Source organism: Novosphingobium sp. HNCC26BN242 (assembly GCF_057180525.1).
In genome coordinates this window covers 175,113-198,938 of record NZ_JBXUGM010000001.1, presented here as the reverse complement: position 1 = coordinate 198,938, position 23,826 = coordinate 175,113, and the positions used below count along the sequence as shown (strand labels likewise).

At 62.8% G+C, this 23,826-nt stretch carries 24 protein-coding genes and 1 tRNA gene; 24 read left to right on the top strand and 1 reads right to left on the bottom strand.

All coding sequences use genetic code 11. The annotated features are described in order from the left end of the window. The 24 genes from AC2A1F_RS00890 (at window position 1) to AC2A1F_RS00775 (ending at window position 23,476) form a co-directional block, all read left to right on the top strand. Window positions 1–1,554 carry a hypothetical protein gene (locus tag AC2A1F_RS00890; RefSeq protein ID WP_484206899.1) on the top strand — a complete coding sequence of 518 codons (1,554 nt, stop codon included), beginning with the start codon at window positions 1–3 and terminating at the stop codon, window positions 1,552–1,554. 1 nt (window position 1,555) lies between these two features. Further along, a complete protein-coding gene (locus tag AC2A1F_RS00885; RefSeq protein ID WP_484206898.1) occupies window positions 1,556–1,813 on the top strand; it encodes a hypothetical protein in 258 nt (85 codons plus the stop codon). 11 nt (window positions 1,814–1,824) lie between these two features. Continuing rightward, on the top strand, window positions 1,825–2,445 hold the full coding sequence (locus AC2A1F_RS00880) for a hypothetical protein (RefSeq protein ID WP_484206897.1): 621 nt from the start codon (window positions 1,825–1,827) through the stop codon (window positions 2,443–2,445). Between the two features lie 64 nt (window positions 2,446–2,509). After that, on the top strand, window positions 2,510–4,162 hold the full coding sequence (locus AC2A1F_RS00875) for a portal protein (protein WP_484206896.1): 1,653 nt from the start codon (window positions 2,510–2,512) through the stop codon (window positions 4,160–4,162). Then, complete coding sequence (locus AC2A1F_RS00870) at window positions 4,162–4,515, top strand: Bbp19 family protein (protein WP_484206895.1); 354 nt, start codon at window positions 4,162–4,164, stop codon at window positions 4,513–4,515. The genes AC2A1F_RS00875 and AC2A1F_RS00870 overlap by 1 nt, the downstream gene beginning before the upstream one ends. After that, window positions 4,505–5,512, top strand: a complete 1,008-nt coding sequence (locus tag AC2A1F_RS00865; protein WP_484206894.1) for a hypothetical protein — start codon at window positions 4,505–4,507, stop codon at window positions 5,510–5,512. Before AC2A1F_RS00870 ends, AC2A1F_RS00865 begins: the two co-directional genes overlap by 11 nt. Before the next feature lie 219 nt (window positions 5,513–5,731). Further along, the gene (locus tag AC2A1F_RS00860) at window positions 5,732–6,670 is read left to right on the top strand and encodes a phage capsid protein (RefSeq protein ID WP_484206893.1); all 939 of its coding nucleotides are present in this window, start codon (window positions 5,732–5,734) and stop codon (window positions 6,668–6,670) included. 68 nt (window positions 6,671–6,738) lie between these two features. After that, entirely contained in the window at window positions 6,739–7,185 is a 447-nt protein-coding gene (locus tag AC2A1F_RS00855) for a hypothetical protein (protein WP_484206892.1), read from the top strand. Window positions 7,186–7,294: 109 nt separating this feature from the next. Next, window positions 7,295–7,495 (top strand): hypothetical protein, encoded by a 201-nt coding sequence (locus AC2A1F_RS00850; RefSeq protein WP_484206891.1) that lies wholly within the window; start codon window positions 7,295–7,297, stop codon window positions 7,493–7,495. 12 nt (window positions 7,496–7,507) lie between these two features. After that, window positions 7,508–8,101 carry a phage connector family protein gene (locus AC2A1F_RS00845; RefSeq protein ID WP_484206890.1) on the top strand — a complete coding sequence of 198 codons (594 nt, stop codon included), beginning with the start codon at window positions 7,508–7,510 and terminating at the stop codon, window positions 8,099–8,101. 1 nt (window position 8,102) lies between these two features. Continuing rightward, window positions 8,103–10,334: a phage tail protein gene (locus AC2A1F_RS00840; RefSeq protein WP_484206889.1), complete on the top strand. Its 2,232-nt coding sequence runs from the start codon at window positions 8,103–8,105 to the stop codon at window positions 10,332–10,334. Continuing rightward, complete coding sequence (locus AC2A1F_RS00835) at window positions 10,334–10,840, top strand: hypothetical protein (protein ID WP_484206888.1); 507 nt, start codon at window positions 10,334–10,336, stop codon at window positions 10,838–10,840. Before AC2A1F_RS00840 ends, AC2A1F_RS00835 begins: the two co-directional genes overlap by 1 nt. Then, the gene (locus AC2A1F_RS00830; protein ID WP_484206887.1) at window positions 10,840–11,295 is read left to right on the top strand and encodes a hypothetical protein; all 456 of its coding nucleotides are present in this window, start codon (window positions 10,840–10,842) and stop codon (window positions 11,293–11,295) included. The genes AC2A1F_RS00835 and AC2A1F_RS00830 overlap by 1 nt, the downstream gene beginning before the upstream one ends. Then, window positions 11,250–13,301, top strand: a complete 2,052-nt coding sequence (locus tag AC2A1F_RS00825; protein ID WP_484206886.1) for a hypothetical protein — start codon at window positions 11,250–11,252, stop codon at window positions 13,299–13,301. The genes AC2A1F_RS00830 and AC2A1F_RS00825 overlap by 46 nt, the downstream gene beginning before the upstream one ends. Continuing rightward, on the top strand, window positions 13,298–16,198 hold the full coding sequence (locus AC2A1F_RS00820; RefSeq protein ID WP_484206885.1) for a hypothetical protein: 2,901 nt from the start codon (window positions 13,298–13,300) through the stop codon (window positions 16,196–16,198). Before AC2A1F_RS00825 ends, AC2A1F_RS00820 begins: the two co-directional genes overlap by 4 nt. After that, window positions 16,195–18,660: a hypothetical protein gene (locus tag AC2A1F_RS00815; RefSeq protein ID WP_484206884.1), complete on the top strand. Its 2,466-nt coding sequence runs from the start codon at window positions 16,195–16,197 to the stop codon at window positions 18,658–18,660. Before AC2A1F_RS00820 ends, AC2A1F_RS00815 begins: the two co-directional genes overlap by 4 nt. Next, window positions 18,657–19,565, top strand: a complete 909-nt coding sequence (locus AC2A1F_RS00810; protein ID WP_484206883.1) for a phage tail fiber domain-containing protein — start codon at window positions 18,657–18,659, stop codon at window positions 19,563–19,565. The genes AC2A1F_RS00815 and AC2A1F_RS00810 overlap by 4 nt, the downstream gene beginning before the upstream one ends. Further along, window positions 19,562–21,730, top strand: coding sequence for a hypothetical protein (locus tag AC2A1F_RS00805; protein WP_484206882.1), 2,169 nt, complete (start codon window positions 19,562–19,564; stop codon window positions 21,728–21,730). The genes AC2A1F_RS00810 and AC2A1F_RS00805 overlap by 4 nt, the downstream gene beginning before the upstream one ends. Beyond that, on the top strand, window positions 21,727–21,936 hold the full coding sequence (locus AC2A1F_RS00800) for a hypothetical protein (protein WP_484206881.1): 210 nt from the start codon (window positions 21,727–21,729) through the stop codon (window positions 21,934–21,936). Before AC2A1F_RS00805 ends, AC2A1F_RS00800 begins: the two co-directional genes overlap by 4 nt. Continuing rightward, window positions 21,933–22,385 carry a D-Ala-D-Ala carboxypeptidase family metallohydrolase gene (locus tag AC2A1F_RS00795; RefSeq protein ID WP_484206880.1) on the top strand — a complete coding sequence of 151 codons (453 nt, stop codon included), beginning with the start codon at window positions 21,933–21,935 and terminating at the stop codon, window positions 22,383–22,385. The genes AC2A1F_RS00800 and AC2A1F_RS00795 overlap by 4 nt, the downstream gene beginning before the upstream one ends. Further along, on the top strand, window positions 22,382–22,636 hold the full coding sequence (locus tag AC2A1F_RS00790) for a hypothetical protein (RefSeq protein ID WP_484206879.1): 255 nt from the start codon (window positions 22,382–22,384) through the stop codon (window positions 22,634–22,636). Before AC2A1F_RS00795 ends, AC2A1F_RS00790 begins: the two co-directional genes overlap by 4 nt. Beyond that, on the top strand, window positions 22,633–23,034 hold the full coding sequence (locus tag AC2A1F_RS00785; RefSeq protein ID WP_484206878.1) for a hypothetical protein: 402 nt from the start codon (window positions 22,633–22,635) through the stop codon (window positions 23,032–23,034). Before AC2A1F_RS00790 ends, AC2A1F_RS00785 begins: the two co-directional genes overlap by 4 nt. A gap of 1 nt (window position 23,035) precedes the next feature. Then, entirely contained in the window at window positions 23,036–23,191 is a 156-nt protein-coding gene (locus AC2A1F_RS00780) for a hypothetical protein (protein WP_484206877.1), read from the top strand. A 12-nt stretch (window positions 23,192–23,203) separates the two neighbouring features. Further along, on the top strand, window positions 23,204–23,476 hold the full coding sequence (locus tag AC2A1F_RS00775) for a hypothetical protein (RefSeq protein WP_484206876.1): 273 nt from the start codon (window positions 23,204–23,206) through the stop codon (window positions 23,474–23,476). 71 nt (window positions 23,477–23,547) lie between these two features. Here AC2A1F_RS00775 and AC2A1F_RS00770 read toward each other — a convergent pair. Further along, a tRNA-Gly gene (locus AC2A1F_RS00770) sits at window positions 23,548–23,621 on the bottom strand. Window positions 23,622–23,826 lie beyond the last annotated feature (205 nt).

Here is a 23,826-nt window from a genome sequence, read left to right as displayed (position 1 = left end):
ATGCCGTCGAAACCGCGCCGGTTGCGATCACCGGGGCCGGTGGCCGATGCGTTCATGCGCAGCCGGGCCTTCATCTGCAACATCATCGGGCCGGTGGGCTCTGGCAAAACCATGGCGGCGCTGCAGAAGGGCCTTCGTGTGGCCGCGATGCAGGGCGGGGTGCGGGACGATAACGGCATCACGTGGCGCAAGGCGCGCATCGGGGTGATCCGTGAAAGCTATCCAAGCCTGAAATCGACCACGCTCAAAAGCTGGTTCAATATCGTGCCCGAAGACGAGGGCAAATTTCTGTGGTCGGCGCCATTCACGCACAGCTTTCGCAAGATCCTGCGGCGCGATGCCGATGGGCGACCGATCGACGTGCTGGACGTGGAATTCGAGTTCCGCGCAATCGGCGATCAGACCGTGGAAGAGGCCTGCCGTGGGTGGGAAGTCAACGCGGTAATCGTTGACGAGGCTGACCTTCAACCATCGGACCTGGTGCCGTATCTGACGGGCCGTGTTGGCCGCTTTTCCGACCTTGATCCTTCGCTGGTAGTCGATCCGCAAATCATCATCTCGATGAACATGCCCGACATCGAGAACCACGCCTATGTGCTGGCGATGGACCGCGAGATTGAGGGCCTGACCGAGGACGACAAGGCGCAATTGAGCGATGCGCTGGGCGGGCGGCCGCTGGTGGAAACCTTTATCCAGCCCGGTGGCATGGAGCCGGATGCCGAAAACATCCACAACCTGCCCGGTGGGCGCGGTTACTACGTGCTGCAGGTGGCCGCGAACAAGCACAAGCCCGGATATGTGGACCGCATGGTGCACAACAAGCCGGTGGCCATGATGTTTGGCAAGCCGGTCAACGGCGAGTTTCAGCATTCGGCGCACGTGGGGCAGTGCGTGTATAACCCGCGCCGCAAGCTGATTGTGGGCATCGATCAGGGCCTGTTTGCGGCGGCGGCGGGGCTGCAGTTCGACGAATACGGCAATATCCGCACGCTGTTTGAGGTTGTGAACCTTTCGGACGATCGCAAGCGGCTGCTGAAAGTGGGGCCAACGGCGTTCGGCCGGAAGCTGCGCAACGCGATTATCGAGCGATATCCCGCCATCGAAAAGGACGAAATCCGGTTCGTGTGTGACCCTGCGGCCTTTGCGGCGGATGACCGCGAGGACAATGAGCACGATTGGGTGCTGGCCTGCCAGGCCGCGCTGGGGCTGGGCAAGATTCACAAGGCCAAAAGCAACCGTGCGGCATTGCGCAATGAGGCCATCTGGCGCGCGCAATCAACCCGCCACGGTTACCAAGTAGACCCATCGTGCCGCCACCTGATCAAGGCGCATTCGGGCGGATATCGCTACGAAAAAGAGGATCTGAAGACGGGCGAAACCAAGGGCCACGTCGAGATTGCCAACACGATCTTCACCCACGTGGCCGACGCCGAGCAATACGCCGCGCTGGAAGGCGAACACGTGATCCGGGACATCAGGGGCAAGCCGCGCCGGGAGCAAGGGCGGCAAGTGCGCAACGACAGCGAGTTCGATGTTTTCAGAGGAGTGCAGTGACATGAGTTTTCTTGGGAAAGTGGCGAAGTTCGTCATCAACGGCGGATTGCTAGGTGTCGGCCTTAATGCGCTGTTCAAGGGCAAGAAAAAGCCGCCAGCGGGCACGCCCATTCAGGCCACGCGCGACGATGCCGCGCGCATGGTGGAGCGCGATCAGGAGCTGGCGCGCCGGCGCGGTGCGGCGGCGGACATCATCACAGGGACAACCGGGGCGGAAGCCGCTGCCGGATCAATCGGCCGACTTGTGGTCGGCAGCTAAGGAGAAGAGACGTGGCAGAAACTGATATTGGTTCCGAAAATGCGGAAGCAGTTGTGGGCGAAAATGCCGAATTTGTCGACGCTGCGAAGGGCGAAGGCAATCAGGTTAGCGTGCCGGAAGAAGCGTTTATGGCGCTGGAAAGCGACCTGAACGAGGCGCGCGAAACCATCGCATTGCTGACCAAAGAGCGCGATGATGCTGTGGCCGAACGCGATGTGGCGCTGGCGAAGCTGGCCAAGATCGATGCGGCACCGCGCACGCGGACGGGCAAGGCCAAGGCGCGCAAGTGTGGGCCGATGTCGGACGCCGGGTTGCCTGCGCCGCACGAGCTGCTGGCTGAAATTCAGGCGGCTGATCTGGTGGAAATCGTGTTCTCTGACGGCAAGGCCGAAGTGGGCATTTCGCCCATTCTGCCATCGGGCAAGGTGTGGGCGGTGACGCCCGTTGGCCTGCAGCTGCGTGTGCCCGAATTGCCGGTGGAAGGGCCGATGGCAGGGCCGGTGAAACTGGCCGGATATGGCCTGTTCCTGAACGGTGAACAGGTGGCGTGGGGGCCGCGCGCCGATGTGCTGGACGTGATGCCGGGGCGCAAGATGGACATGCGCCACGATGTGGTTTTCCCGGCGGGCTGACCGATTGAGGGGCGCGCCGCGTGGCGCGTCCCCTTTCCCCCTCTGATTTTGACGGAGCGAGCGAATGGCTGACATGGTTGACAGGCTGCAGGATGACGCGCTGGCCAAGGACGATATCCGCGATCTGGAACGCCTTGCCGCCGAGCGCGCGCCCTATGAGAACGCCTGGCGCGAAATTGATGAACGGTTTCCCGATGGGGCGGGCGGATTCGACAAAAAAAGCGCGGGCGAAATCCGTGGCCAGCGCAACTATGACCCGACGCACATCATGGCGCTGGAACGCTTTGCGGCGGCGGGCGTGGCGATAACGACGCCTGAAGAAAAAGATTACATCAAGCCGGTGTTTCAGGACGAAAACCTGATGCGGCTGCGCAATGTGCAGTTGTGGTGCGAATATGCGGGTAAGCGGCTTTATGCGATCCGGCACGCGATGCAAACCGGGTTCGGTGTGGCCGCGCACGAGGATTGGGACCAGCTGGGCCGTTATGGCACTTCGCCGATGTGGCAGGAAGCCATCGGCGGGCGCGGCCTGATCTACCGCACGCTGCACCTGAGCGAATGCTACATCGATGTGGACGCGGCGGGGCTGGTGGATACCGTGCTGCGCAAGATCACGCGCACGGCAAGGCAGTGCGAGCAGCTGTTCGGCTATGCCAACCTGACGCCCAAGATGCTGAAGGCGCTGGAAGAGAACAAGCCCGAAACGCCATTCGAGCTGCTGCATGTGATCAAGCCCAACACGCGGTGGGACCGCGATGCGATGGACTGGCGCGGCAAGCCGATTGCTTCGCGCTATCTGGCCTGTGACGAGAAGATCTATGTTCGCCGCGGCGGGTTTTTCACCATGCCGATATCGGTGAGCCGCCACACGACCAGCCCCGGCGAAAAGTATGGCCGCAGCCCGGCGATAAAGATGATGCCGACGATCAACGGCGTGAACGCGATGCGCGCCACGACGCTGCGCGCCGGGCACAAGGCGGTCGATCCGGCGCTGCTGTTCTTTGACGACGATGGTATCACATCGCTTTCCACCAAGCCGGGCGGGCTGAATGCGGGATTGGTTACCAATGATGGCCGGTCGCTGGTGACGCGCATGCCGGGCGGCGAAGGCGCGCTGCCCTGGGTAACGCAGGACATCGAGAACGAACGCCAGATGATCCGCACGGCGTTTCTGGAAGAGTTCTACAAGATCCTGACGGACCCCAATTCGCGCATGACCACCACGGAAGTGCTGGAAGTGATGGCAAAGCAGGGCGTGCTGGTGCGGCCCTATGCCGGGCGCTATGCCATGGAAAAGCAGCATCCGGTGAGTAATCGCGATCTGGACCTGGCATTGCGCGCCGGGCAGATTGACCCCTTCCCGCCCGAAGTGATCGAGGCGGGCGCATGGCCGATGATCGATTATGAAAATCCGCTGGCGCAGATGGCGCGCGCGGAATCGACCGGAAAGACATTGCGCTTCATCGAAGGGCTGGGCGTGCTGGCGGGCATTGATCCGACTGTCATGGACGCGGTGGATGCCGATGCGGTGGCGCAGGGCCTTGGGCAGGCGCTGGGCGTGCCGCTGGCCTATGTGCGCACGCCCGATGCCATTGCCGCGCGCCGCGAGCAGCGGGCCGAAGCCGAACAGGCGGCGGCGGGCGTGGAGCAGCTGCAGGGTGCGGCGGGGGCATACCTCGATGTGGCCAGAGCCAATCAGATTAGCGAGGCGGCGTGATGGCGCGCGATACCTACAACAACCGGCTGCGCGAAAAGGCCATCGTGATTGCGCGCGAGTTCAAGGCGTTGCTGTTCGGGGTTCCCGAGCGGTTCCTTGCCCGGCTTGCCACGCGGTGGATCCTGCGGTGGCTGTTCCTTGGCCCCGATGGCAAGCCGCACCGCGCCGGGCGGATCGTGCTGCGCGATCTGGGGCAGTTTTGCGGCGCAGCTAGCAAGACGATTTTTCATGCAGACCCGCACCAACTGGCGCGGCGCGAGGGGCGGCGCGAAGTGTTCGTGCGGATCTGCATCATGCTTAACCTGGACGAATACGAAGTCCGCAAAATGATGGAGCTCGACGATGGCCAATGAAAGTGAACAAGACGGCGGCGCTGGCGCTGGTGGAGCAGGAACGGGCGGCGCTGGCGATCTTCTGGGCGGTGCCGGTGGCAGCGCGAGCGGTGGCAGTGGTGACCAGCAGCAAGGGGCGGGCGATCAGGGTGCTGGCGGCCAAGGCGGCGATCAGGGCGGTGATGGCCAGCAGCAGCAGGGTGCAGACGGCCAAGGCGCGGCTGATCCTGACTGGTATCAGAACATTTCCGCCGAAGTTGGCGAAGGGGAAAAAGCTTCGCTGCGGGACTGGATGAAGGCGAAGGGCTTCAAGGATCTGAACAGCGTGGCCAAATCGCTGCGGGCGGCCGAACAGGCCATCCATGACAGCGGGCGCGTGAAAGTGCCGGGCGAAGGGGCCACGCCAGAGGAAATCGCGGCCTATCGCAAGGCGGTGGGCGTGCCCGAAGCGCCCACGGGGTATGAGTTCAAGCCGCCGGTGGGCGAGGACGGGCAACCGCTGGAATTGAATTCGGCCACGCTCGATCGCATTGCGACTTTTGCGCACAAGCACGGCCTGCCCAAAGGGCCGATGGAAGCGCTGGTGAGCGATTACATCCAGGGCGAGCTGGACGATCTGAACACCCGGACGCGCGCCCTAGACACCGAGGCGGCGACGTGGATCAAGGCGCAAGGCAATGAAGCCAATGCCAAGATTGCCGCGATCGACAAGGCCGCAACGGCGCTGGGCCTGACCAAGGGAGATCTGCAGGGCCTGCGCATGGCATGGGGGCCAGAAAAGGCGCTGACCGTCATGGCCAAGCTGGGCGCGGGCATGGCCGAGGACACGCTGATTGGCGGTGGCACGGGCAAGTTCGGCGTGACTGGTGAACAGGCCAAAGTTGAGCTTGATAACCTGATGGGCGATCAGGAGTGGGTGAAAAAGGCGATGACGGACGGAACGCCGGAAAACGCGCGCTACAAGCGCTTGAGCGACGCGATGGCCGATGCGGCGGAGCGCAAGGCGCGCGCTGCCTAAACCACTTGACGGCAGGCCGGTGATGGATCATTTTCCGGCCTGTCGTTTCGCGCAGGGTCGATCAGAAAACTGCGCAAGAGCGGGCAAGCCCCAAGTGGCCCCGACAAAGCTGTAGAATCAGCCGCCGATCGCGGGCGTAAAACGATAGAGGGCCCGGAGCTTCCGGCAAGCCTTTCGACAAATCGGACAATCCAACCCATTTGACGAGAGGCGAGAGCCATGTCGATGAACGTATCGCCTGCAATGCAGGTCAAGTATTCGAACAACGTGAAGCTGCGCGTGCAGCAGACCAAGCCCAAAATGATCGAGTGCATTACGTGGCAGAGCGATATTTCGGCTGAAAAGGTCAAAGTTCAGGATCTGGTGGGCCACAACGAGGGTTTTGAAGGCGATACGCGCCACGGCGACACGCAGTTCAGCAACCCCACCTATGACGGCGTGTGGATCCCGAAGCCGAACGAGCTGTATGACGCGGTGCTGGTGGATAATGCCGACAAGCTGGGCACAGCCATCGATCTGCGGGGCACGGCGACGATGACGATCAGCGCCACGATCAATCGCTTTAAGCGCCGTCGCATCCTTGAAGGGTTCTATGGCCCGATCATCAGCGGCAAGGACGGCACCACGGTTACCGCGTTCCCCAGCGGGCAGATTTTGCCGGTGACGATCGGCGGTGCCAGCGGCGCACAGAAAATGAACACGATGAAGCTGCGTTCGGCCAACAAGCTGCTGGATGAAGGCTATGCAGACGAAGAAGAAGCGCTGAACATGGAGCGCTGGATGCTGCTGACGCCGGACGACAACGACGCGCTGCTTTCCGAAGTGCCTGCGACCAGCAGCGACTTCAAGGGCGCGTTCGGCGGCGAATTCGTCAACGGCAAGATCATGCGCATGCTGGGCTGGAACTTCTTGCACATGAAGCTGGACAACCCGCTGCTCAAGACCATCCCTGATCTTGCCACCGATGGCAGCGGCTATCGCAAGACGCCGTTCTGGGTGAAGGGCGGCATTCGCGGCAACTGGTGGCAGCAGGAGCGCACCTGGACGGCTGAAATGCCAACAAAGATGGGCTCGATTGCCTGTTTTGGCGGCACCACGCTGGGCGTTACGCGCACCGAACCCGAGCTTTCGGGCATCATCCTCAACGCCAAGGGCTGATCGCGCTGGTGGGTGGCCATGCGCCACCTGCCACCAATCGCACTTCCTGACACAAGGAAACACAGGACATGGCAAGGTTTTATGCAGCGCAGCAGGTGGGCGTTCTGGACGGGGCCAAAATCCCGGCTGATCGTGTGGACGGCCGCCAAGTGGGCGCGGGAAAGAAAGTGACACTGGCCAGCAAGGTGCCCGGCACCGTGTGGGCCGTGGGTGATGACGTGGTGCTGGGTAAGCTGGCACCGGGCGAAAAACTGACGGCGGTGCGCATCTGCACCGATACCAGCCTTGGCACATCGACCATTGCCATCGGCATTCCGGGCAGCACTGGCAAGTATGTGGCTGCGCGCACGTTCACCGCTCCGCTGGATGCGCCGACCGTGATCGGTCCGCGTGCCAGCACGCTGGACGACGCGCCGCTGGAAGATGACGAGCTCATCCTGCTGACCGTGGCGGTGGCAAACATCGCGGCGGGAACGCTGCTGACCATCGAACTGGAAACCTGCAGCGTCAACTGATCGCAACGGCGCGCCCATAGCGCGCGGTTGCAGGGCGGGAAGCATGGCACCGCGTCGATGCTCCCCACGCTTCCCGCCCCTCCTTCCTTCAGACAAGTGAGGTCCGACAATGCCAGCAGCAAAATGGACGGTACAGCGCGGCAAGGTGAACCTTGCAGACGTGGCTGTGGCCGCTGGTTCTGCCGAAGCGCAGAATGAGACGATCAGCCTGAACGTGGATTACAACACGATCAGCAAGGGTGAGGTGCTGATCCTGATCGATGCGATCAAGGCGCGCATTTTTGCCGGACCATGGCCGCCGCTGGCATAAGGGCGGCGCGCCGTGGCCAGCGAAACCGAGATTGCCAACATGGCAGCGATCAAGATGGGGGCTAGTGCCACCATCCTTTCGCTGGATGATGACCGCAAGGTGGCGCGGACGCTGAAAGCCGTGTGGGCAGCGCAGCGGCGCGCGACGATCCGCGAAGGATCGTTCAACTTTGCCGCGCGGCGGGGGCCGCTGGCCCAGCTTTCGGCCGTGCCTGCCACCGAAATCTATCCCTTTGCCGCCGCGTTTGAACTGCCAGCAGACGCCCTGCGCCTGTTCGAGATCCTGAACAGTGAAGCGCGCGACAAGTACCAGCTCGAAGGAGGGCGGGTGCTGTGCGATGCGACCGGGCCGCTTTATGCGCGCTGGGCCATTGACGTGCCCGAACCGGCCAATTGGGACGATGCCTTTGCCGAAGCCTTTGCGTGCCGCCTGGCGTGGAAGTGCGGGCGCGAGGTGCAAGGCGCGGACTTTGATGTGCGCATGGCCTGGAACGAATATCAGGAAGCGCTGAGCGGCACAAAGCGGGTGGACGCGCGCGAGAATCCGCCGATCAATCAAGAAGAAAGCAGCTGGATCCTTGCCCGCTATGGCGCGTGGGTAGGCTGACATGGCTGTCCGCGTGATCCGGCACCTGTTGACCGCCTTTACCGCCGGGGAGATATCCCCGCTGCTGTATGGGCGCGTGGATACGCAGCAGTATCAGTTTGGCCTGCAGGCCTGCGAAAACTTTGTGCCGGTGAATGAAGGCCCGCTGGTGAAGCGGCCCGGATTTGAATTTATCCGCGATGCCGATGCCACGGCGGTGTGGCTTTCTGCCTTTCGCTTTTCGGTGACCCAAGAATACGCGATCGAGTGGGGCGATGCATCGGCGCGGTTCTATACCAATGGCGGGCGCATCGAGATATCGCCGGGCGTCGCCTATGAAATCACCACGCCCTATGCGGCGGCAGACGTTCCGCAGCTTTCGATCCAGCAAAGCTTTGACCGGATCTACATCGATCATCGCAGCTATCCGCCTGCATCGATCACGCGCACCAGCGCAGTGACATTTGTGCATGCGGCCAGCACGTTCAAGAGTGGGCCGTTTACCGATGTGAACACGAATGAAGCGGTGACGGTGACCGCTTCGGGCGTGACCGGTTCAATTACGGTCACAGCGAGTGCCGCGATTTTCAGCGCCGGGCATGTGGGCAGCCTGTTTCGCATCGAGGCCAAGGATTTTTCCGACATTCCCGCATGGGAAGCGCTGCACAAGGACATCACGGTTGGCACCCTGCGGCGCAGCGATGGCAAGGTTTACAGCGCCGCCGTGGCGGGGGTGACAGGCAGCATTCCGCCCACGCATGACAGCGGCACCGAGTGGGACGGATCGAACACCAAAACGCATGACGATGGCGGGCCGTTTGGCGTGCCGTGGACATACCTGCATGACAGGTTCGGCATCGTGCAAATCACGGCGGTGGCCGGTGATGGGGAAAGCTGCACGGCCACGGTGCTGCGGCGGTTGCCGGGCAGCACAATCACCGTGCCGACATTTCGCTGGGCGCATTCGGTGTGGAGCGCGGCGGCCGGATATCCGCAAATCGTGCTGCATGCCTTTGGCCGACAGGTGCATTTCAAGGATTATGACCTGTGCGCCAGCGTGAGCGGCGATTTTCTGAATCATCAGGCGTTCACATCGGCGGGCACGGTGGCGGCGGACATGGCCTTTCGGCGCAGATTGGTGGCAGACAATCCGCCAATATGGGCGCTGGCAGACCGCAAGGCGATGCAGGTGGGAACGGCATCGATCGAGCTGGCCATTGCACCGGTCAATGCGCAAGCGGCGGTGAGCGGAGACAACATCGATTCATCGCCGCAAAGCTTTTATGGCAGCGAACCGGTGTGGCCAGTGCAGGTTGGCAGCGAGGCCGTGTTTGTGGAGCGCGGCGGGCGCAATTTGCGCAGTGCCGCCTACGATTTTGGCAGTGACCGCTATCTGGCAACGGACCTGACCGCAGCCGCAGGGCACATTACCGCGCCGGGGCTGGTCCAGCTGGCCCCGCAGCGAAGCGGGCGCATGCTGCACGCCGTGCGCGAAGATGGCCAGATTATCACGCACCCGATCAATCGTGGTGATGTGAAAGGTTTTGGCCGGTTGATCCCCGGTGGTAATGCCCAAGTGCTTTCTGCCGTGTGCGTGATGGGCGATGATGGCAAGACCGATGACCTGTGGGTGCTGGTCAGCCGCGACACACCGGGCGGCGCACGCAAGGAAGTGTGGAAGCAATCGCGCTGGCGCGACCTGGGCGATGCTCTGGATCAATCGTTCTTCGTGGATGCGGGTGTGCGCGTGGAAGCCAGCGCCGGGCAGAATGTGTTTTCCGGGCTGACGCACCTTGCAGGGCAGGCGGTGGCGGTGCTGGCCGGTGGCGGGGTGATTGCCGGGCAGAGTGTGGCGAGCGACGGCACATTGACCCTGCCTGCAGAGCTGGTGCCGGTGGCAGCCTATACGCTGATTGTGGGCCTGCCCTATACCGCGCGGGCGGTGACGCTGCGCCCCTATGTGAACGCGCCGGGGGGCTGGCAGGGCTTTTTGCAGAAAATCAGCAATGCCTTTGCGCGGTTGATCGAGACGGTGGGCATGCTGGGCGGGGCGACGGGCGAACGGTTGGAAGACGTGATCGACCGGCCCGCGAATGCCGCGATGGATGCGCAAATCCCGGCCTATACCGGCGATGTGATCGTGCAGGTGACCAGCGACCCGGACCGCGACACGACGATTACGATGGAAAGCGCAACGCCCCTGCCCGCGACCATCGCCATGTTGAGCTTCAAGATCGAAAGCGGGGACCGGTGATGGAATTCCGCAAGCTTGTGCCATCGGACCTGACCGAAATCGTGCTGCAGCCAAGCCAGCGGGTGCAATATGGCCTGCCATTGGAATTCGATGCCGACCAAGCCGAAGCGCTGGCGCAGGAAAACGACGCCTGGACGGCGCTGATCGACGGGCGCGTGGTGTGCTGCATCGTGATTGGCGAGACATTCCCCGGCGCGGCCGGCGTGGCCATGGCGCTTTTTGCGCAAGGGATTGGCGCGCATCACGTGAAGCTGACGCGCTTTGCCCGGTGGCTGGTGGCGCAAAGCCCCCTGCCCCGCATCGAGGCCGTGGCCGAAGCCAACGATGCCGAAGCGATCCTGCAGCGGTTCCCGCACCTTGACCCCTATCAGCTGCTGACCGCCGTGATGGTGGACCCGACGCCGCCGTGCCGGTGGGCGATGATGACAGGGCTGCAGCCGGTGGCGGTGCTGCGCAAGTATGGCGCGCTGGGGCAGACGCACGTGCTGTTCGAGAGGATCCGCTGATGTCGTTCCTTGGCCCCGTGCTGGCCGTGGCAGGCCCGATCATCGAAGGCATTGGCCGTTACAAGGCGGGCCGCGCCAATGCCAAGGCGCTGGACCTGCAGGCGGTGGAAGAAGCCAATGCAGGGGCGGCGCAGGAGCTGGACCTGCGCAAGCAAGCGCGCGAGGCGATTGGCCAGCAGGTGGCGGCGCAGTTTTCGGGCGGGTTCATGGGTGGCACGGGCAGCGCGCTGGATAGCCTGCGCGAAAGCCAGATCAATGCCGCGCTAGACGTGCTGCGCATCCAGCGTGAAACGCAGGTAAAGGCCAAGACGCTGCAGACGCAGGCGGGCGTGCAGCGCAGCCAGGCCGGGTTTGCGCTGGCCAGCGGGCTGATTGGCGGGGCCTCTGCTGCGCTGGGCATGAAAGGTGATTGGGCGGCGGCGCGCAGCGGCACATCAGCGGGGATCAGCGGCTGATGGCGGTGGAGCGCGTCTATCAGCAACAGGTGGGCGCGCGGGCGCAGGACGTGGCGGTGCAGACATCGCCCGATGCCTTTGGCGCAGGCCTTGGCCGCGAGATTGGCCAGCTGGGCCAGACGATGAACCGCGCCGATATGCAGGCCTATCAGGTGGAGCGGCAGGCGCGCGCCGATACCGAGGCGGCGGATTTTGCGCGGCGGTTTGCCGAAGCGCGCATGGGGCTGGATGAAACGGTGCGCACCACGCGCGCTGCAGCGGCACCGGGTGGCGCTGGGCACCGGGAAACGATCAAGGCCGCGTTCGACAAAAGCCGGGAATCATTGCTGGCAGGCATTACCGAAGACCGCGTGCGCAACGCGGCGCTGCAGCAAATCAGCGGGTTTGAGGCGAGCCTGATCGAGCGCGAATCGACGTGGCAGGAAGGGCGGCGGGTGGCCAAAGTGGTCACCGATACGCAGACATTTTCCGATATCGGCGCAAACCGTGTGCGGTATCTATCAGACCAAGGCGCGTATCAGGATGAAGTGAGAGCGGGCTACGCCTACATCAATAGCCTGAGTGTGGACGACGACACCAAGGCCAAGTTGAGCCGCGAGCTCGTCGACCAGAAATACACCATCGCATTTTTTAACGGAATGAACGAGCGCGATCCTTTGGCGGCCAAAGGAATGCTACTTTCAGGCCAGTTTGACGATGCACTGGATCCTGCACAAAAAGAGCAATTGCTTGGCGGCGCGGATGTAGAGATCCGACGCGCTATGGCTGCGGCTGAGCATGAAGCCAACATGCAAAAGGCGGGCGTGCGCGAGCAGATGGCCACGCTGGAAGAAATGGACCGGCAGGGGTTCGAGATTCCGCCCGAGCAATTCAAGCAGGTGCGCGATGCGATGCTTGCGATGGGCGATACATCGGCGGCGCTGAAAATCGACGGCATGATGGCCAACAATGCCTATGCCAAGATCTATCGCGGGCAAACGCCCGTGCAGCGCGAAGCGCGCGTGGCGGCATTGAGCGGCAAGGACAAGCGCACGGCGACCGAGCAGCGCGAACTGGAATGGCTGCGCAGCCATGCCGGGCCGCTGGATGGCGAATTCAATTCCGACCCGGTGGGCTATGCCGCCAAGTACGGCACTGGTTCAAGCGTGCCGCCGCCGATTGATCCGGCTGACCCGCAATCGGTGGCCGCGCGGCTGCAGTGGCGGCGGCAATACTCGCAAGCGACGGGCAGGCCGGTGCCGGTGTTTTCGGACAACGAACTCCTGCCCTTGCGCGAGCGGGTGCAGAGCGGTGCGCCGGGGCGGCTAGACGTGTTGCGCGAGCTTGATGCCATGCCCGACGCTGAGCGTGCTGTAGCTGCCGCGCAGATCGCGCCGGGTGACAGGTCATTTCGCTACGAGGCATTGGTCAAGCCTGCCGCGCGGGCCACGATCTTTGCTGGTCGGGAAAGGCTTTCGGCCGACCGTGGGTTTATCCGGCCAGACGTTAAGCTACGTCAGGGCGAACAAGCTGCAAAGCTTTTGGCAATCGCCGGGACAGAAATCGACACTGCGCTACGCGGCATGCACACCGCAGAAGCCGTGGCGGTCAAGCAAATCGCCGAACAGTGGCTGGTGGGCGCGCTGACTGCCAAAGGGCGCGACATAAATTCAATTACGCCCACAGATATCAAAGATGCGGCGACCATCGCTCTTGGCGGTGAAGTGCAAAATGGAACTTATATCGGCGGGTTAGCACATTGGGCTGGTGGTCAGGTCTATGTCGTACCTGACGGCTTTAGCCACACAGGCTTTCAGAATTTCGTAACGCGCCGCCGCTTGCAGGATGACAAGAAAGGCATGGGGCCCGTCGATGATAACGGGCAACCTGCCAATTTGAATTTCGCATATCCGGTGCTGGTAGGGCCGGACACGTATCGGTGGGAAACGCCGGGCGGTTCAACTGTCATGAACGCAAAACGCCAACCTTACCTCACGCGATTTAACCGCAGTGGGGCGCGTCCATGAGTGTTGTCGCTGCCATGCAGCCGCGTCTCGACCAAGAGGCTATGCGGCCACAAAGGCCGATGACGGCTGAAGAAAATGGCGCACCGGGACCAAGTTTTCTCGACAGCCTGACGGCCAGTTTTCGCGCGGCGCGGGATGACATTCCGAACGCGACACAAGAGCAACAGGACAACGCCTATGCCGAACTCGCGGCGCAGCTGGCCGAGCGCGGGCAGGATGCCGCCAAGTATCTGAACACCGGGCGCGGCGGTGAAGGTGTGCGATCGCTGCAGGTGTGGGCCGACATCGAGGCCGAGCGGCGCAAGGATCCTGCGGCCTTTCCCGGCGTACTGCGCACCAAGGCCGAATTCGATGCGCAGTGGCAGGCCAAGATGCGCCAGCGCATGGAACGCGATGCCGGAACTGTGGCGCGCAGCGGGTGGACGCCCTGGCTGCTGGGTAGCCTTGGCGCGGGGCTGACCGATCCGGTCAACATGGGGGCCATGCTGATGACCGGTGGCGGTTCGACCGTGCTGGGCGCGGCCGGGCGTGAAGCCGTGGCCAATGTGGTGACCGAAGCCATCCAGCTACCGGCGATTGCAGCGCAGCGGATCGAGCAGGGCCGCCCTGCCATGACGGCGGGCGAAGCGGCCAGCAACCTTGCCATGGCAGGCGTGGTGGGCGGCGTGTTTGGCGGCGCGATGAAGGGTGCCGAGATTGGCGGGCGCGCCGCCTATGACAAGCTGGTGCCGTTGGACGTGCGCGCGGCGCGGGCGCTTGACCAGGCGGTGCCGCGCCATTTGCGCACGCCCGATGTGAACGCGGCGATCAACGTGGGGCTGGCCGATGCGGAAATGCGGGCAAGCAGCCCCTATGTGCCGACATACGAAGGCGTGGACGCACACTTTGCCAAGCTGAACGAAACGCTGGCCAAGATGCAGAACGGCGTGAAAATCGACGTGGTGCCGCCTGTGGCGCGTCCTGTGGCGCAAGATATGGGCGCGGCGATCGACAGCTACATGGCGGCGGCGCGCGCGCAGGAATCGGGCGGGAATGACGGCGCGCGCAGTGCGACATCAACCGCAGCGGGCCGGTATGGCTTCATCGATTCAACGTGGGTGACCTATTACCGCAAGGCCTTCCCCAACACCGGGCTGGATGATGCGCGCATCATCGCGCGCAAAAGCCATGGTGAGGCGCAAGAGCGCGTCATGCGCGCGTTCACCGCGGACAATGCTGCATGGTTGCAGCGCAACGGCATAGAGGCCAGCCCCGGCAATCTTTACGTGGTGCATCACATGGGCACCGGTGGCGCGGGGAAGATCTTCCGTTCGGCCCCTGACGTGCCGCTAGCGCGAATCCTGACCGATGAAGTGATGGCAGCAAACCCGCACCTGCGCGACATGACGGCGGGGGAATTCCGGCAATGGTCTGCCCAAAAAATGGGCGGCGAAGCGGGGGCGGTGGCGGCGGTGCCGGACGCTGCCCCGGTGGTTCGGCCTGCCGCGCTCGATGCCGAACGGCCCATTGTCGATCAGCCCGCGCAGATAGACATTGCAGAAATTGCGCCCGAACCGCCATTGCGGCCCGAAGTTGTGGCCGATGGCTTGCTGACGGCCATGCGTGCAGCGGTGGATAACCGGGCGATATCACTGAACGATTTGCCGCGCCTGGCGCGCGAGCTGGGCACCGATGAAGACAGCCTTGTGCCCGCGTTGCAGCGCATGGTGGATGAAGGGCGGCTGACCCTGACCAAAAGCGGGATCTATCGGCGCAGCACGCGGCAGGGACCGGAAGATGCGCTGACCTTTATCGCGCGGCGGGGCGGGATTTCCTATGACGGGATCGATCCGGCGTTTCGTGACAAGGTGAGCACCAAGGGCCACGATCTGCGCAACAGTGGCAACCTGAACTACTTTGTGCCGCAATCGGGCCCGCTGCTGCGACCCAATGGGCGCGGCCTGGACAACATGGCCGAAGCGCTGTGGGATGCGGGGTATTTCGGCCCGCCAGAGGTGACGCCACGACCAAGCGAAACCGAACTGATCACGTGGCTGGACGACGTGATTCGGCGCAAGGAAAAGCGCTACAGCTTTTTTGATCAGGCACCGGAGCCGAAGGCAAAAGCCAGTGATTTCGAGGCACCGGATGAAGATGCAGTGGCGGCTGCGCTGGAAGCCGAAAGGGATCGCGCCTGGGCGCGGTATGACCGGTGGAACGAAGCGGCTCAAATCATCGGTTCGCGCCCGTTCGGCATGGTGGACATGCCACGGCTTGAAGCGTTGCTGGCCGAAGGAACCGATGTGTTGCCTCCCTGGCGCGGCGAGGATTTGCCGGATGCAGAGACGCTTGCGCCCTACCTGCTAGAAGTGATAAACCGCGACATCGATGACGTGCTGGAAGCGGCATATCTCGAAATCGAGGATCCATACTATGATCTCGCCAGTGAAGCTGCAGAAATTGCAGAAGGCGGCGCAGGACGAACGCCTGACGCCGGAACTGCGCCAGCAGGCACAGGCAATGCTCGATCGCTTGCAGCCAGCCCAAAAGACCTAGACGAAATCGACGCGGCGGGGCTTGGCCCTGCTGCCTTCGATGAACAGGCGCACGCCGCCTTTGACGATCCTGCAGGCGATGGCATTGCGGCGGTAGCTGACAGCGCCTGGCACGATGTGCGGGCGGAAGCTGACCCCAACATTGCCGCACTCAACCGCCAGCGGGCGCAGCTGGCCGCCGAAGCGCCAATGCGCGCGAAGGCCGAGCAGGATGGCACGATGGGCACGCCGCTGTTCGATGCGGCGGACCAGCCCACGTTCGATCTGGGCGACGGAAAAGGCCCGCGCACGATCAAGGACATCGAGGATGAAATTGCCGCCGATGAAGCGGCGGTGGAAGCTATCAGGAGCTGTTTGCTGTGAGCCTGCGCCCCTGCCTTCCCGGCCTCGTGAACGATGGCAAGATCACGCAAGAGCAAGCGGACCGCGCGGGTGCGCTGTTCGATGAACTGGCGCAGGATCTTCGCCGCCAGTTTGGCGACCAGGCCGCCGATGCCATGGCGACCGAAGCCACGCTGAAAGCCATGGCGGCCGATGCGGCGCGCAAAAAGTTTCTGGCGGCGCAGACGATCAAGACGCGGCAGCGCATCGAGGCCGATCTGCGCGGCTTTGGAGGGGGCCGCAACGGCGGCACTGGCAACGCGGGGCGTGGTGGCGGCGGCGGGCCGATCGATCCGCGTGCCGGGCCTGCGATGCTGGGCGGGGACGGCCGCGCCACCTATTCCAATGTGGAAGGCCGGTGGCGCGCGGTGCGCGGGCGGGCGCATGCGATGATCGACAAGCTGCTGGCCGACCATTCCAGCAACGTGCTGGGCCAGGTGCGCAATCCGGCACAGCTGGCCGATATCGTGCGCGAGGCCTTTGGCGAGGCCACCGGCAACCTGAACGCGCGCGAGCTGGCCGACGCATGGAGCCGCGCTGCCGAAATGCTGCGCCAGCGCTTCAACGCCGCCGGGGGCGATATCGGCAAGCTGGAAAAGTGGGGCCTGCCGCAGACGCATGATTCGCGCGCGGTGCGGGCGGCGGGATATGAGGCATGGCGGGCCGAGATCCTGCCGCGCCTGTCGCTGGAAAAGATGATCGACAACCGCACGGGGCGGGCGTTCACGCCGCAAAGCCTTGAGCTGGCGTTGCGCGATGTGTTCGAGACGATCCGCAGCGACGGGTGGAAGGATCGCGCGCCGGGCGGGATGGGCAGCGGCGCGCTGGCCAATCGGCGCGGCGATGCGCGGTTCCTGATCTTCAAGAGCGCCGACGACTGGATGGCCTATGCCGACAAGTTCGGCGCGGGATCCGCGTTCGATGCGATGATGGGCCACATCGATGGCATGTCGCGCGATGTGGCCATGCTGGAAGTTCTGGGCCCCAATCCTTCCAACACCGTGGAATGGATGAAAGACCTGATCCGCAAGGAAGCGGAAATGGACGCCGCGCCGAACAGCAAGGCGGTGGACCGGGTGCCGTCAAAGCTAAAAGACATTGATCGCATGTGGAACGAACTGACCGGAGCCAGCAACCGGGCAGAGAATCGCAATGTTGCCATTGGTTTTTCCAGCGTGCGGTCGTGGTTTACATCGGCAAAGCTTGGCGGTGCGTTCTTGTCTGCGCTGGGTGACACGGCTTTTCAGGCCAGCACGAGAGCGTACAACGGCCTGCGCCAAGCCACACTGATCGGCGATTACATCGAGCTGTTCAAACCGGGCGCGCTGGAAGATCAGCGCATGGCGGTGCGGCGCGGGCTGATTGCCGAAGAATGGGCAAGCCGCACAGCCGCGCAAAGTCGATATCTGAGCCAAGAGCTTAGCGGGGAAACGTCGCGCCGCCTTGCTGAAGGGGTTTTGCGAGTTTCTGGCCTCGCTCGATGGACACAGGCGGGCCGCTGGGCTTTCGGTATGGAGTTTTTGAGCACGCTGACCGAACAGCGTGGCAAGGCGTTTGGCGCGCTCGATCCTGCCTTGCGCGGGGCCATGGAGCGCTACGGCTTCAACGCTGCCGATTGGGATGAAATCCGCACATCGCCCTTGACCATGGACCGGGGCGTTGATTGGCTTTCGCCCACGGATATGCCGAACCAGCAGCTGGGCGACCGCTTGCTCGAAATGATTGCGCGTGAGACCGACCATGCTGTGCCGGTGCCTGACCTGCGCACGAAAGCATGGGTAAGCTCGATTGCGCCAAAGGGGACGATACCGGGTGAATTAATCCGTAGCGCCTTCTTGTTCAAAAGCTTCGGCGTTTCAGTGATGATCACGCAATCACGCAGGATCATGGAACAAAGCGCGGGCAACGCTGCAAAATACGCAGCCGGGCTGGTGATCGGCACAACCGTCATGGGCGGACTCACGCTGCAGCTTAAGGCCTTGGCAAATGGCAAGGACACCCGCGACGCCACAACACCGGAATTCTGGGGTGCGGCAATGCTGCAAGGCGGCGGCTTCGGCATTTTCGGCGACTTCCTGCAGAGCAGCACGAATGCCTATGGCAACGGCTTTGCAGAAACCGCAGCGGGGCCGCTTGTCTCCGATTTCCAAGCAGTTGCCGATATCGCAAAGTCTGAAAACAAGGCGCGGGGCACGATCAAGCTAATTCGCTCGCAGCTTCCGGGTGGTTCGCTCTGGTATGCCAAGACCGCGTTCGATCGGCTTGTCACAGACCAAATCCAGCGCGCGATCGATCCCAACTATGACCAATCCTGGCAGCGCATGAGCGACTTTGCGCGCGAGCAAGGGACCGATTTCTGGTGGGCTCCGGGCGATGCCGCGCCCGGGCGTGCGCCGAATTTCCAGAATGCGATTGAGCCTGCGGAAGGAGAACTTGCCCAATGACCGTTGCCGCCGAAATACCGCTGGCGCTTTATGATGGCGACGGGGTGACCGTGGCCTTTCCCGCGCCTTGGCGATACCTCGACACCGCGCACCTGCTGGTGGAAGTGATCGATGCCGATGGCGTGGCCACGGCCAAGACGCTGGGCACGGATTACACAGCCACGGCCGGGCCGACCGATGCCGGCGGCACAGTGACGATGGTGGCCGCGCCTGCAGCGGATGAATCATTGAGCATCCGGCGCGTGACGCCATTGGCGCAACCCACGGCCTATCCCACGGCGGGGGCGTTTCCGGCAGCGAGCCACGAGCTGGGGCTGGACCGCCTGATGATGGCGGCGCAGGAGCAAAGCCGGGAGCTGGGCCGAACGCCCAAGGTTCCACCTGGTGCGAGCGCGCCGAAGCTGGCCGACCTTTCGGGCGCGGCGCAAAACTCTGTGCTGGCCTATGACACGGCAACGCAGCTGTGGCGACCGGTGGGCATTGGCGATTGGGAAGGCTGGCGCGACAGCGCGATTACCGCGATCACCGATGAAGGCGACACGCAAGTCGAGCGCGTGAATGAGGCGGGCGCGATCATCCTGGACGCGGCGGCGGCGGTCAAACAGGTGTTCACGTTCGGCACTTATCAAATTGTGGAAGGGGCCTGGTATTTCATGCCGGGCATACCCTTTGACACCAATCTGGACACCGTGCGGTTCTTTCTGACCGGCAGCGGGACGCTCGACCTCTACATCAACGCGGCGGACAACAACATCATTGGGCCGCTGGCGGTGACCACAGAGGACGGCGGCGAAACTGTGACCGTGATGGTGCCGCGCGGAAGCCGCATGTCTTTTCAAATCGCCAATATTACCGGCGCTCCCACGGCGGTACTGGGCACCATTGAAGGATTTGTGGCGGCATGACGATCATTTATGGCAACGGCCAAGCCCCCAACGCGCCCTCGATCACGCTGAACCCCGGCCCGACGTTCCGCGATGACTTCGACACATCGGGCAACCTGAACGGCCGCACCGGTTGGACCGTGGCGACACGGACGGGTTTTGCTGCGCAAGCCAACTCAATCAGCGCGGCCAATGGCGCGGCGGGTGGAACCACCGGCAGCGCGGCCTATGCCTTTACGAATACGGCCATCGTCAACGCAGTGGTGCAGCGCCGCATGGGCATAGGGCCGATGGGGCCGCAGGCGATTGCGGACCATGTTTCGGTTTCCGGCACCGCCAACCTGATCAGCATGGATAGCAGCCACACGACGCTGAACAATGTGCCGACAGGTTCCTTCAACGTGCGATCCATTGTGGCATCGGGTGCGCCGGGGTTGGCCCGTGTGTTCAACAATGTGCGACAACTGAACGGCGATGTTTTCACTTCGATCTATTACGATGTTGGCAGCGACAAGCGACTGGCCGTGTTTCAGAATGGATGGCCGATTGGAAACAATCTGGATGCTGACCCATCTGTGATCGTTTCCGGCCGGAGCGTACCTTTTTCGGGCGCGTTTGGCTTTATCGGCAATACCGGCGCAGCAACGTGCCGGGAAATTACGGTGACCGATCCTGCAACCGAGGAATGGATCGAAGTGATCCATGGAAACCGCGTGGCGGCGCGAAATGCCGATGGCAGCATAACCCTGCGACTGAAGGTGCGCTACAACCTCACGCCGCCGGCGCAATTGCTGTATTCGCTGTTCGACGCAGCGACCGATCAGGACGTGCCGATTTCCGGCTATCAGGACGTTCCCTATGATTTCGTGGCAGAAGATGGCTTTGCCATTGGCGAAGTCACGATTCCATCAGGTGTCGTGCCTTCTGGTCCGTGGGTCTACCGGATCGAGCGGCGGCGTATGCTGGGCGGCGATTCAGCGTTCGCATGGTCCTGCTATTTGCGAGACGGCCATATCTACGCGGGCAACGGGCAGAGCGTGGAGGTGAACGCAGGGCGTCAGAACATCACGACCGGCACGTGGACGGCACCGGCCAATTCCACGCATATCAACGGTGAGCCGACCAATACCACGACGCTTGGCCCTGTGCATGGCCGAAGCGTGCTGGGGATGGGCAACAACACGACAGCGGCGGCATTCGCTGAAACATTCAACGCCCTGTCTGGCAGGCCTGTCACAGTGATTTCCGGTGGCAGGTCTGCCGAACCGATTGCAAATCGCTCGGTTGGATCGGTTACGCATATGGCGTTTCTGGAAGCCATTGATCGGGCTGGCGGGCGCATTAACGGCGTGAACCACACCTGCGGCCAGAGCGACGTAGGGTTGAGCCTTCCCGCCTATATCGATCATATTGACGCCATCTATGATGATCTGGACGCGAGGCTGGGTTACCAAGTCCCTGTCTTTGTTAACCCCATGGCGGCGGCTTGGAAGAGCATTGGCTGGGGTGATATCGCGGCGCAGGCCATGCGGCGCACGCACTGGCTTTTGCCACAGCTTCGCCCGGAGCGATATGTCTATGGCGCGCACACGCTGGACGTGCAGCACGACAACGTGACACTTGCCAACGGTGTTCTCCACCTTCAGCACTTTGACGGTTATGCCGAGTTCGGGCGGCGACGCGCCCATGTGGCGCGCAAGCATCAGGGGCTTCAGGCGCATGATCGCAACGGGCCATCGCTGGCCAGCGTGAGCAAGATCAGTAGTTCTGAATTGCGTATCGTTTGCAACCTGAACGGCTTTGATAGCCTGACCTTGGCCAACACGAGTTACGCGGGTGACTTCAACGGCGGCTTGATCATCAGCACGTCGCCTGCGCTGACCAGCACGACCATTGCCACCAAGATAACAGCGACCGGTGCGACTGTGGACGCATCACCTTCGGGCGGACAGCAGGGGCTTAATCTGACGTTCCCGTCGGGAACGCTCCCCGGTTCGGTGTTCGTATGGGCGGCGTGGGGCATTAACCCGTTCAACCCTGCTGACAACGGGACGCTTTCCGACCCGGTGAACCTGCTGATGGCGACCCGCGCAAGCATGATCCAAGGCGTCAAATCCGGGGAGCCGAACGTGGCGTTGCAGCCCTACTTCACGGCTGACGGGCTTGATTACATGGTGGCAGCATGAGCGGGGATCGCAACCTGACCGACGCCGATGTTTCAGCCATCGTGGACAAGCTGAAAGATGAAATCGCGCGCGACCTGTTTGCCGAGGCGGGCAAAGGGTTGTGGCAGTGGCTGCGCAAGACGCTGATCTGGGCCATGCTGATCTTTGCGGCCTATCACCTGACGGGCGGCAAGCCGCTGCCCGCCATAATGCAGGCGGTGAAATGATGAACCTTTCCCCCAACTTCACACTGGCCGAAATGATCCGCAGCTCCACCGCATCGCGGCGGGGCATCGACAACACGCCTTCGCCCGCCATCATCGAGAACCTGCGCCGGTTGTGCGAGCGTGTGCTGGAACCGGTGCGCAGCCATTACAAGCGGCCGGTGATCGTCACCAGTGGCTATCGCAGCCCGGCGCTGAACAGTGCCATCGGCGGCAGCGGCACGAGCCAGCACAGCCAGGGCGAAGCGGCCGACTTTACCGTGCACGGGGTGAGCAACCTTGAAGTGTGCCGGTGGATGGAAAAGACGCTGACCTATGACCAGCTGATTTATGAGTTTGGCGAGGATGGCTGGATCCACGCCAGCTGGTCGACCAAGCGGCTGCGCAACATGGAGCTGACGGCGCGGCGGGTGAACGGGCGGACCGTATATCTTGCGGGGCTGCTACCATGAACCGCGACACGGTGCGCAACCTGCTGGGGGGCTGGTTTGCCGGATCATTCATCGGCGCGCTGGGGGCACTCTATTGGCTGCCGATCCCGCCCGAGAACAAGGATCTGATCGTGTTCATGCTGGGCCAGCTTTCCGGCTTCACCGGGGCTGTGGTGGCGTTCAACTTTGGCACAAGCAAGGGTAGTGCCGACAAGGACCAGATGCTGGCGCAACGGGCCGATGCTGACATGCGCGGGACGGTGGAGTCATGAGCGGACTTCGATCAACGCTGATCGCGGCGGCGGTGGCGCTGGTGCTGGCATTGCTACTGCTTGGTCAGTGTCAAAAGGCGCGCACGGCGGGCGCAGAGGCCGATTTAAGCGCGAAGACGGGCAAGGCGCAGGGGCAGGCGGGGGCCGATGCCGTGAACGCTGCTGGAGCGGCTTCTGAGCGGCAATCTGAAACCGACAAGATCACGAGGGAAAACGATGCAAAGATTCGTAGCGCTGCTGGCGCGGACCAGCCTGTTGATCCTGCTGTTGGCGATGCCGGGCGTATGGGGCTGTGCAGGCGCGCCGCGTATCGAGGCAAGCCCGAGTGCATGCGCTTCACTCCTGCCCAGGGCGTGGCGGGAGACAGTGCCGGGCGCGCCCCTGCCCCTGACGGATAAGGTGGGCGAGTGGATAGCCTTTGGCGATGCGCAGACCGGCCAGCTGGACAAGGCGAACGATCGCACGCTGTCATCGATCGAGATCGTTGAGAACTGCGAGAAGCGATACCGCGATGCGGTGGCCAGTGCCAAGCGGCCCTGGTGGAAGATTTTTTGAAAGGACGCGACGATGGCAACTCCGAGAGTAATGGCAACGGTGGGCACTACGTGGGCAGCGGTGGAAGGCGCGGCCGCAAGCGTGGCGGGCGTGACCTGGCAAAACGTAGGACAGGATGAAGCATTGATTGCGTTCACCACGGCAGCGCCGGTCGATGGTGCTACCGATGCCGTGCATCTGCTTAAGCGCGGTGACATGTTCTATGACAAAAATGGGTCAGCCAAAGTCTGGGCGCGCTCCATGACGCCGGTGGGGGCAAGGCTTTCTGCAACATCCGATGCCTGACCATGTTGGAAAGGTTGTTGGAAGGATGTTGGAAGGATCAGGGGTTTAGGCCGCTAAACCCCTGATTTTATTGGAGCGGGTGAAGGGAATCGAACCCTCGTATTCAGCTTGGGAAGCTGCTGCTCTACCATTGAGCTACACCCGCGCACGGCCATTTAAAGGCGCATGGTCCTGCCAGTGCGGACGGCTGCCCTCTGCCATGGTCAGGGGCTCTTCGTCAACCTCAAGGCGCTACCCAGAAAGCATTAGCCCAGATGGTATTGGCCCAGATGGTATTGGCCCAGACGGCATTTGGGCAACATCGAACGAACCGGATCGGATGTCCTGCGCGAACGGCGTATGGATAAGTG

What these genes read in the sequence shown, in the direction of transcription:
- AC2A1F_RS00890 (WP_484206899.1), top strand. Translation starts at nt 1, where the DNA reads ATGCCGTCGAAACCGCGCCGGTTGCGATCACCGGGGCCGGTGGCCGAT.
- AC2A1F_RS00885 (WP_484206898.1), top strand. Translation starts at nt 1,556, where the DNA reads ATGAGTTTTCTTGGGAAAGTGGCGAAGTTCGTCATCAACGGCGGATTG.
- AC2A1F_RS00875 (WP_484206896.1), top strand. Translation starts at nt 2,510, where the DNA reads ATGGCTGACATGGTTGACAGGCTGCAGGATGACGCGCTGGCCAAGGAC.
- AC2A1F_RS00870 (WP_484206895.1), top strand. Translation starts at nt 4,162, where the DNA reads ATGGCGCGCGATACCTACAACAACCGGCTGCGCGAAAAGGCCATCGTG.
- AC2A1F_RS00865 (WP_484206894.1), top strand. Translation starts at nt 4,505, where the DNA reads ATGGCCAATGAAAGTGAACAAGACGGCGGCGCTGGCGCTGGTGGAGCA.
- AC2A1F_RS00860 (WP_484206893.1), top strand. Translation starts at nt 5,732, where the DNA reads ATGTCGATGAACGTATCGCCTGCAATGCAGGTCAAGTATTCGAACAAC.
- AC2A1F_RS00855 (WP_484206892.1), top strand. Translation starts at nt 6,739, where the DNA reads ATGGCAAGGTTTTATGCAGCGCAGCAGGTGGGCGTTCTGGACGGGGCC.
- AC2A1F_RS00850 (WP_484206891.1), top strand. Translation starts at nt 7,295, where the DNA reads ATGCCAGCAGCAAAATGGACGGTACAGCGCGGCAAGGTGAACCTTGCA.
- AC2A1F_RS00840 (WP_484206889.1), top strand. Translation starts at nt 8,103, where the DNA reads ATGGCTGTCCGCGTGATCCGGCACCTGTTGACCGCCTTTACCGCCGGG.
- AC2A1F_RS00835 (WP_484206888.1), top strand. Translation starts at nt 10,334, where the DNA reads ATGGAATTCCGCAAGCTTGTGCCATCGGACCTGACCGAAATCGTGCTG.
- AC2A1F_RS00830 (WP_484206887.1), top strand. Translation starts at nt 10,840, where the DNA reads ATGTCGTTCCTTGGCCCCGTGCTGGCCGTGGCAGGCCCGATCATCGAA.
- AC2A1F_RS00820 (WP_484206885.1), top strand. Translation starts at nt 13,298, where the DNA reads ATGAGTGTTGTCGCTGCCATGCAGCCGCGTCTCGACCAAGAGGCTATG.
- AC2A1F_RS00810 (WP_484206883.1), top strand. Translation starts at nt 18,657, where the DNA reads ATGACCGTTGCCGCCGAAATACCGCTGGCGCTTTATGATGGCGACGGG.
- AC2A1F_RS00805 (WP_484206882.1), top strand. Translation starts at nt 19,562, where the DNA reads ATGACGATCATTTATGGCAACGGCCAAGCCCCCAACGCGCCCTCGATC.
- AC2A1F_RS00800 (WP_484206881.1), top strand. Translation starts at nt 21,727, where the DNA reads ATGAGCGGGGATCGCAACCTGACCGACGCCGATGTTTCAGCCATCGTG.
- AC2A1F_RS00795 (WP_484206880.1), top strand. Translation starts at nt 21,933, where the DNA reads ATGATGAACCTTTCCCCCAACTTCACACTGGCCGAAATGATCCGCAGC.
- AC2A1F_RS00790 (WP_484206879.1), top strand. Translation starts at nt 22,382, where the DNA reads ATGAACCGCGACACGGTGCGCAACCTGCTGGGGGGCTGGTTTGCCGGA.
- AC2A1F_RS00785 (WP_484206878.1), top strand. Translation starts at nt 22,633, where the DNA reads ATGAGCGGACTTCGATCAACGCTGATCGCGGCGGCGGTGGCGCTGGTG.
- AC2A1F_RS00775 (WP_484206876.1), top strand. Translation starts at nt 23,204, where the DNA reads ATGGCAACTCCGAGAGTAATGGCAACGGTGGGCACTACGTGGGCAGCG.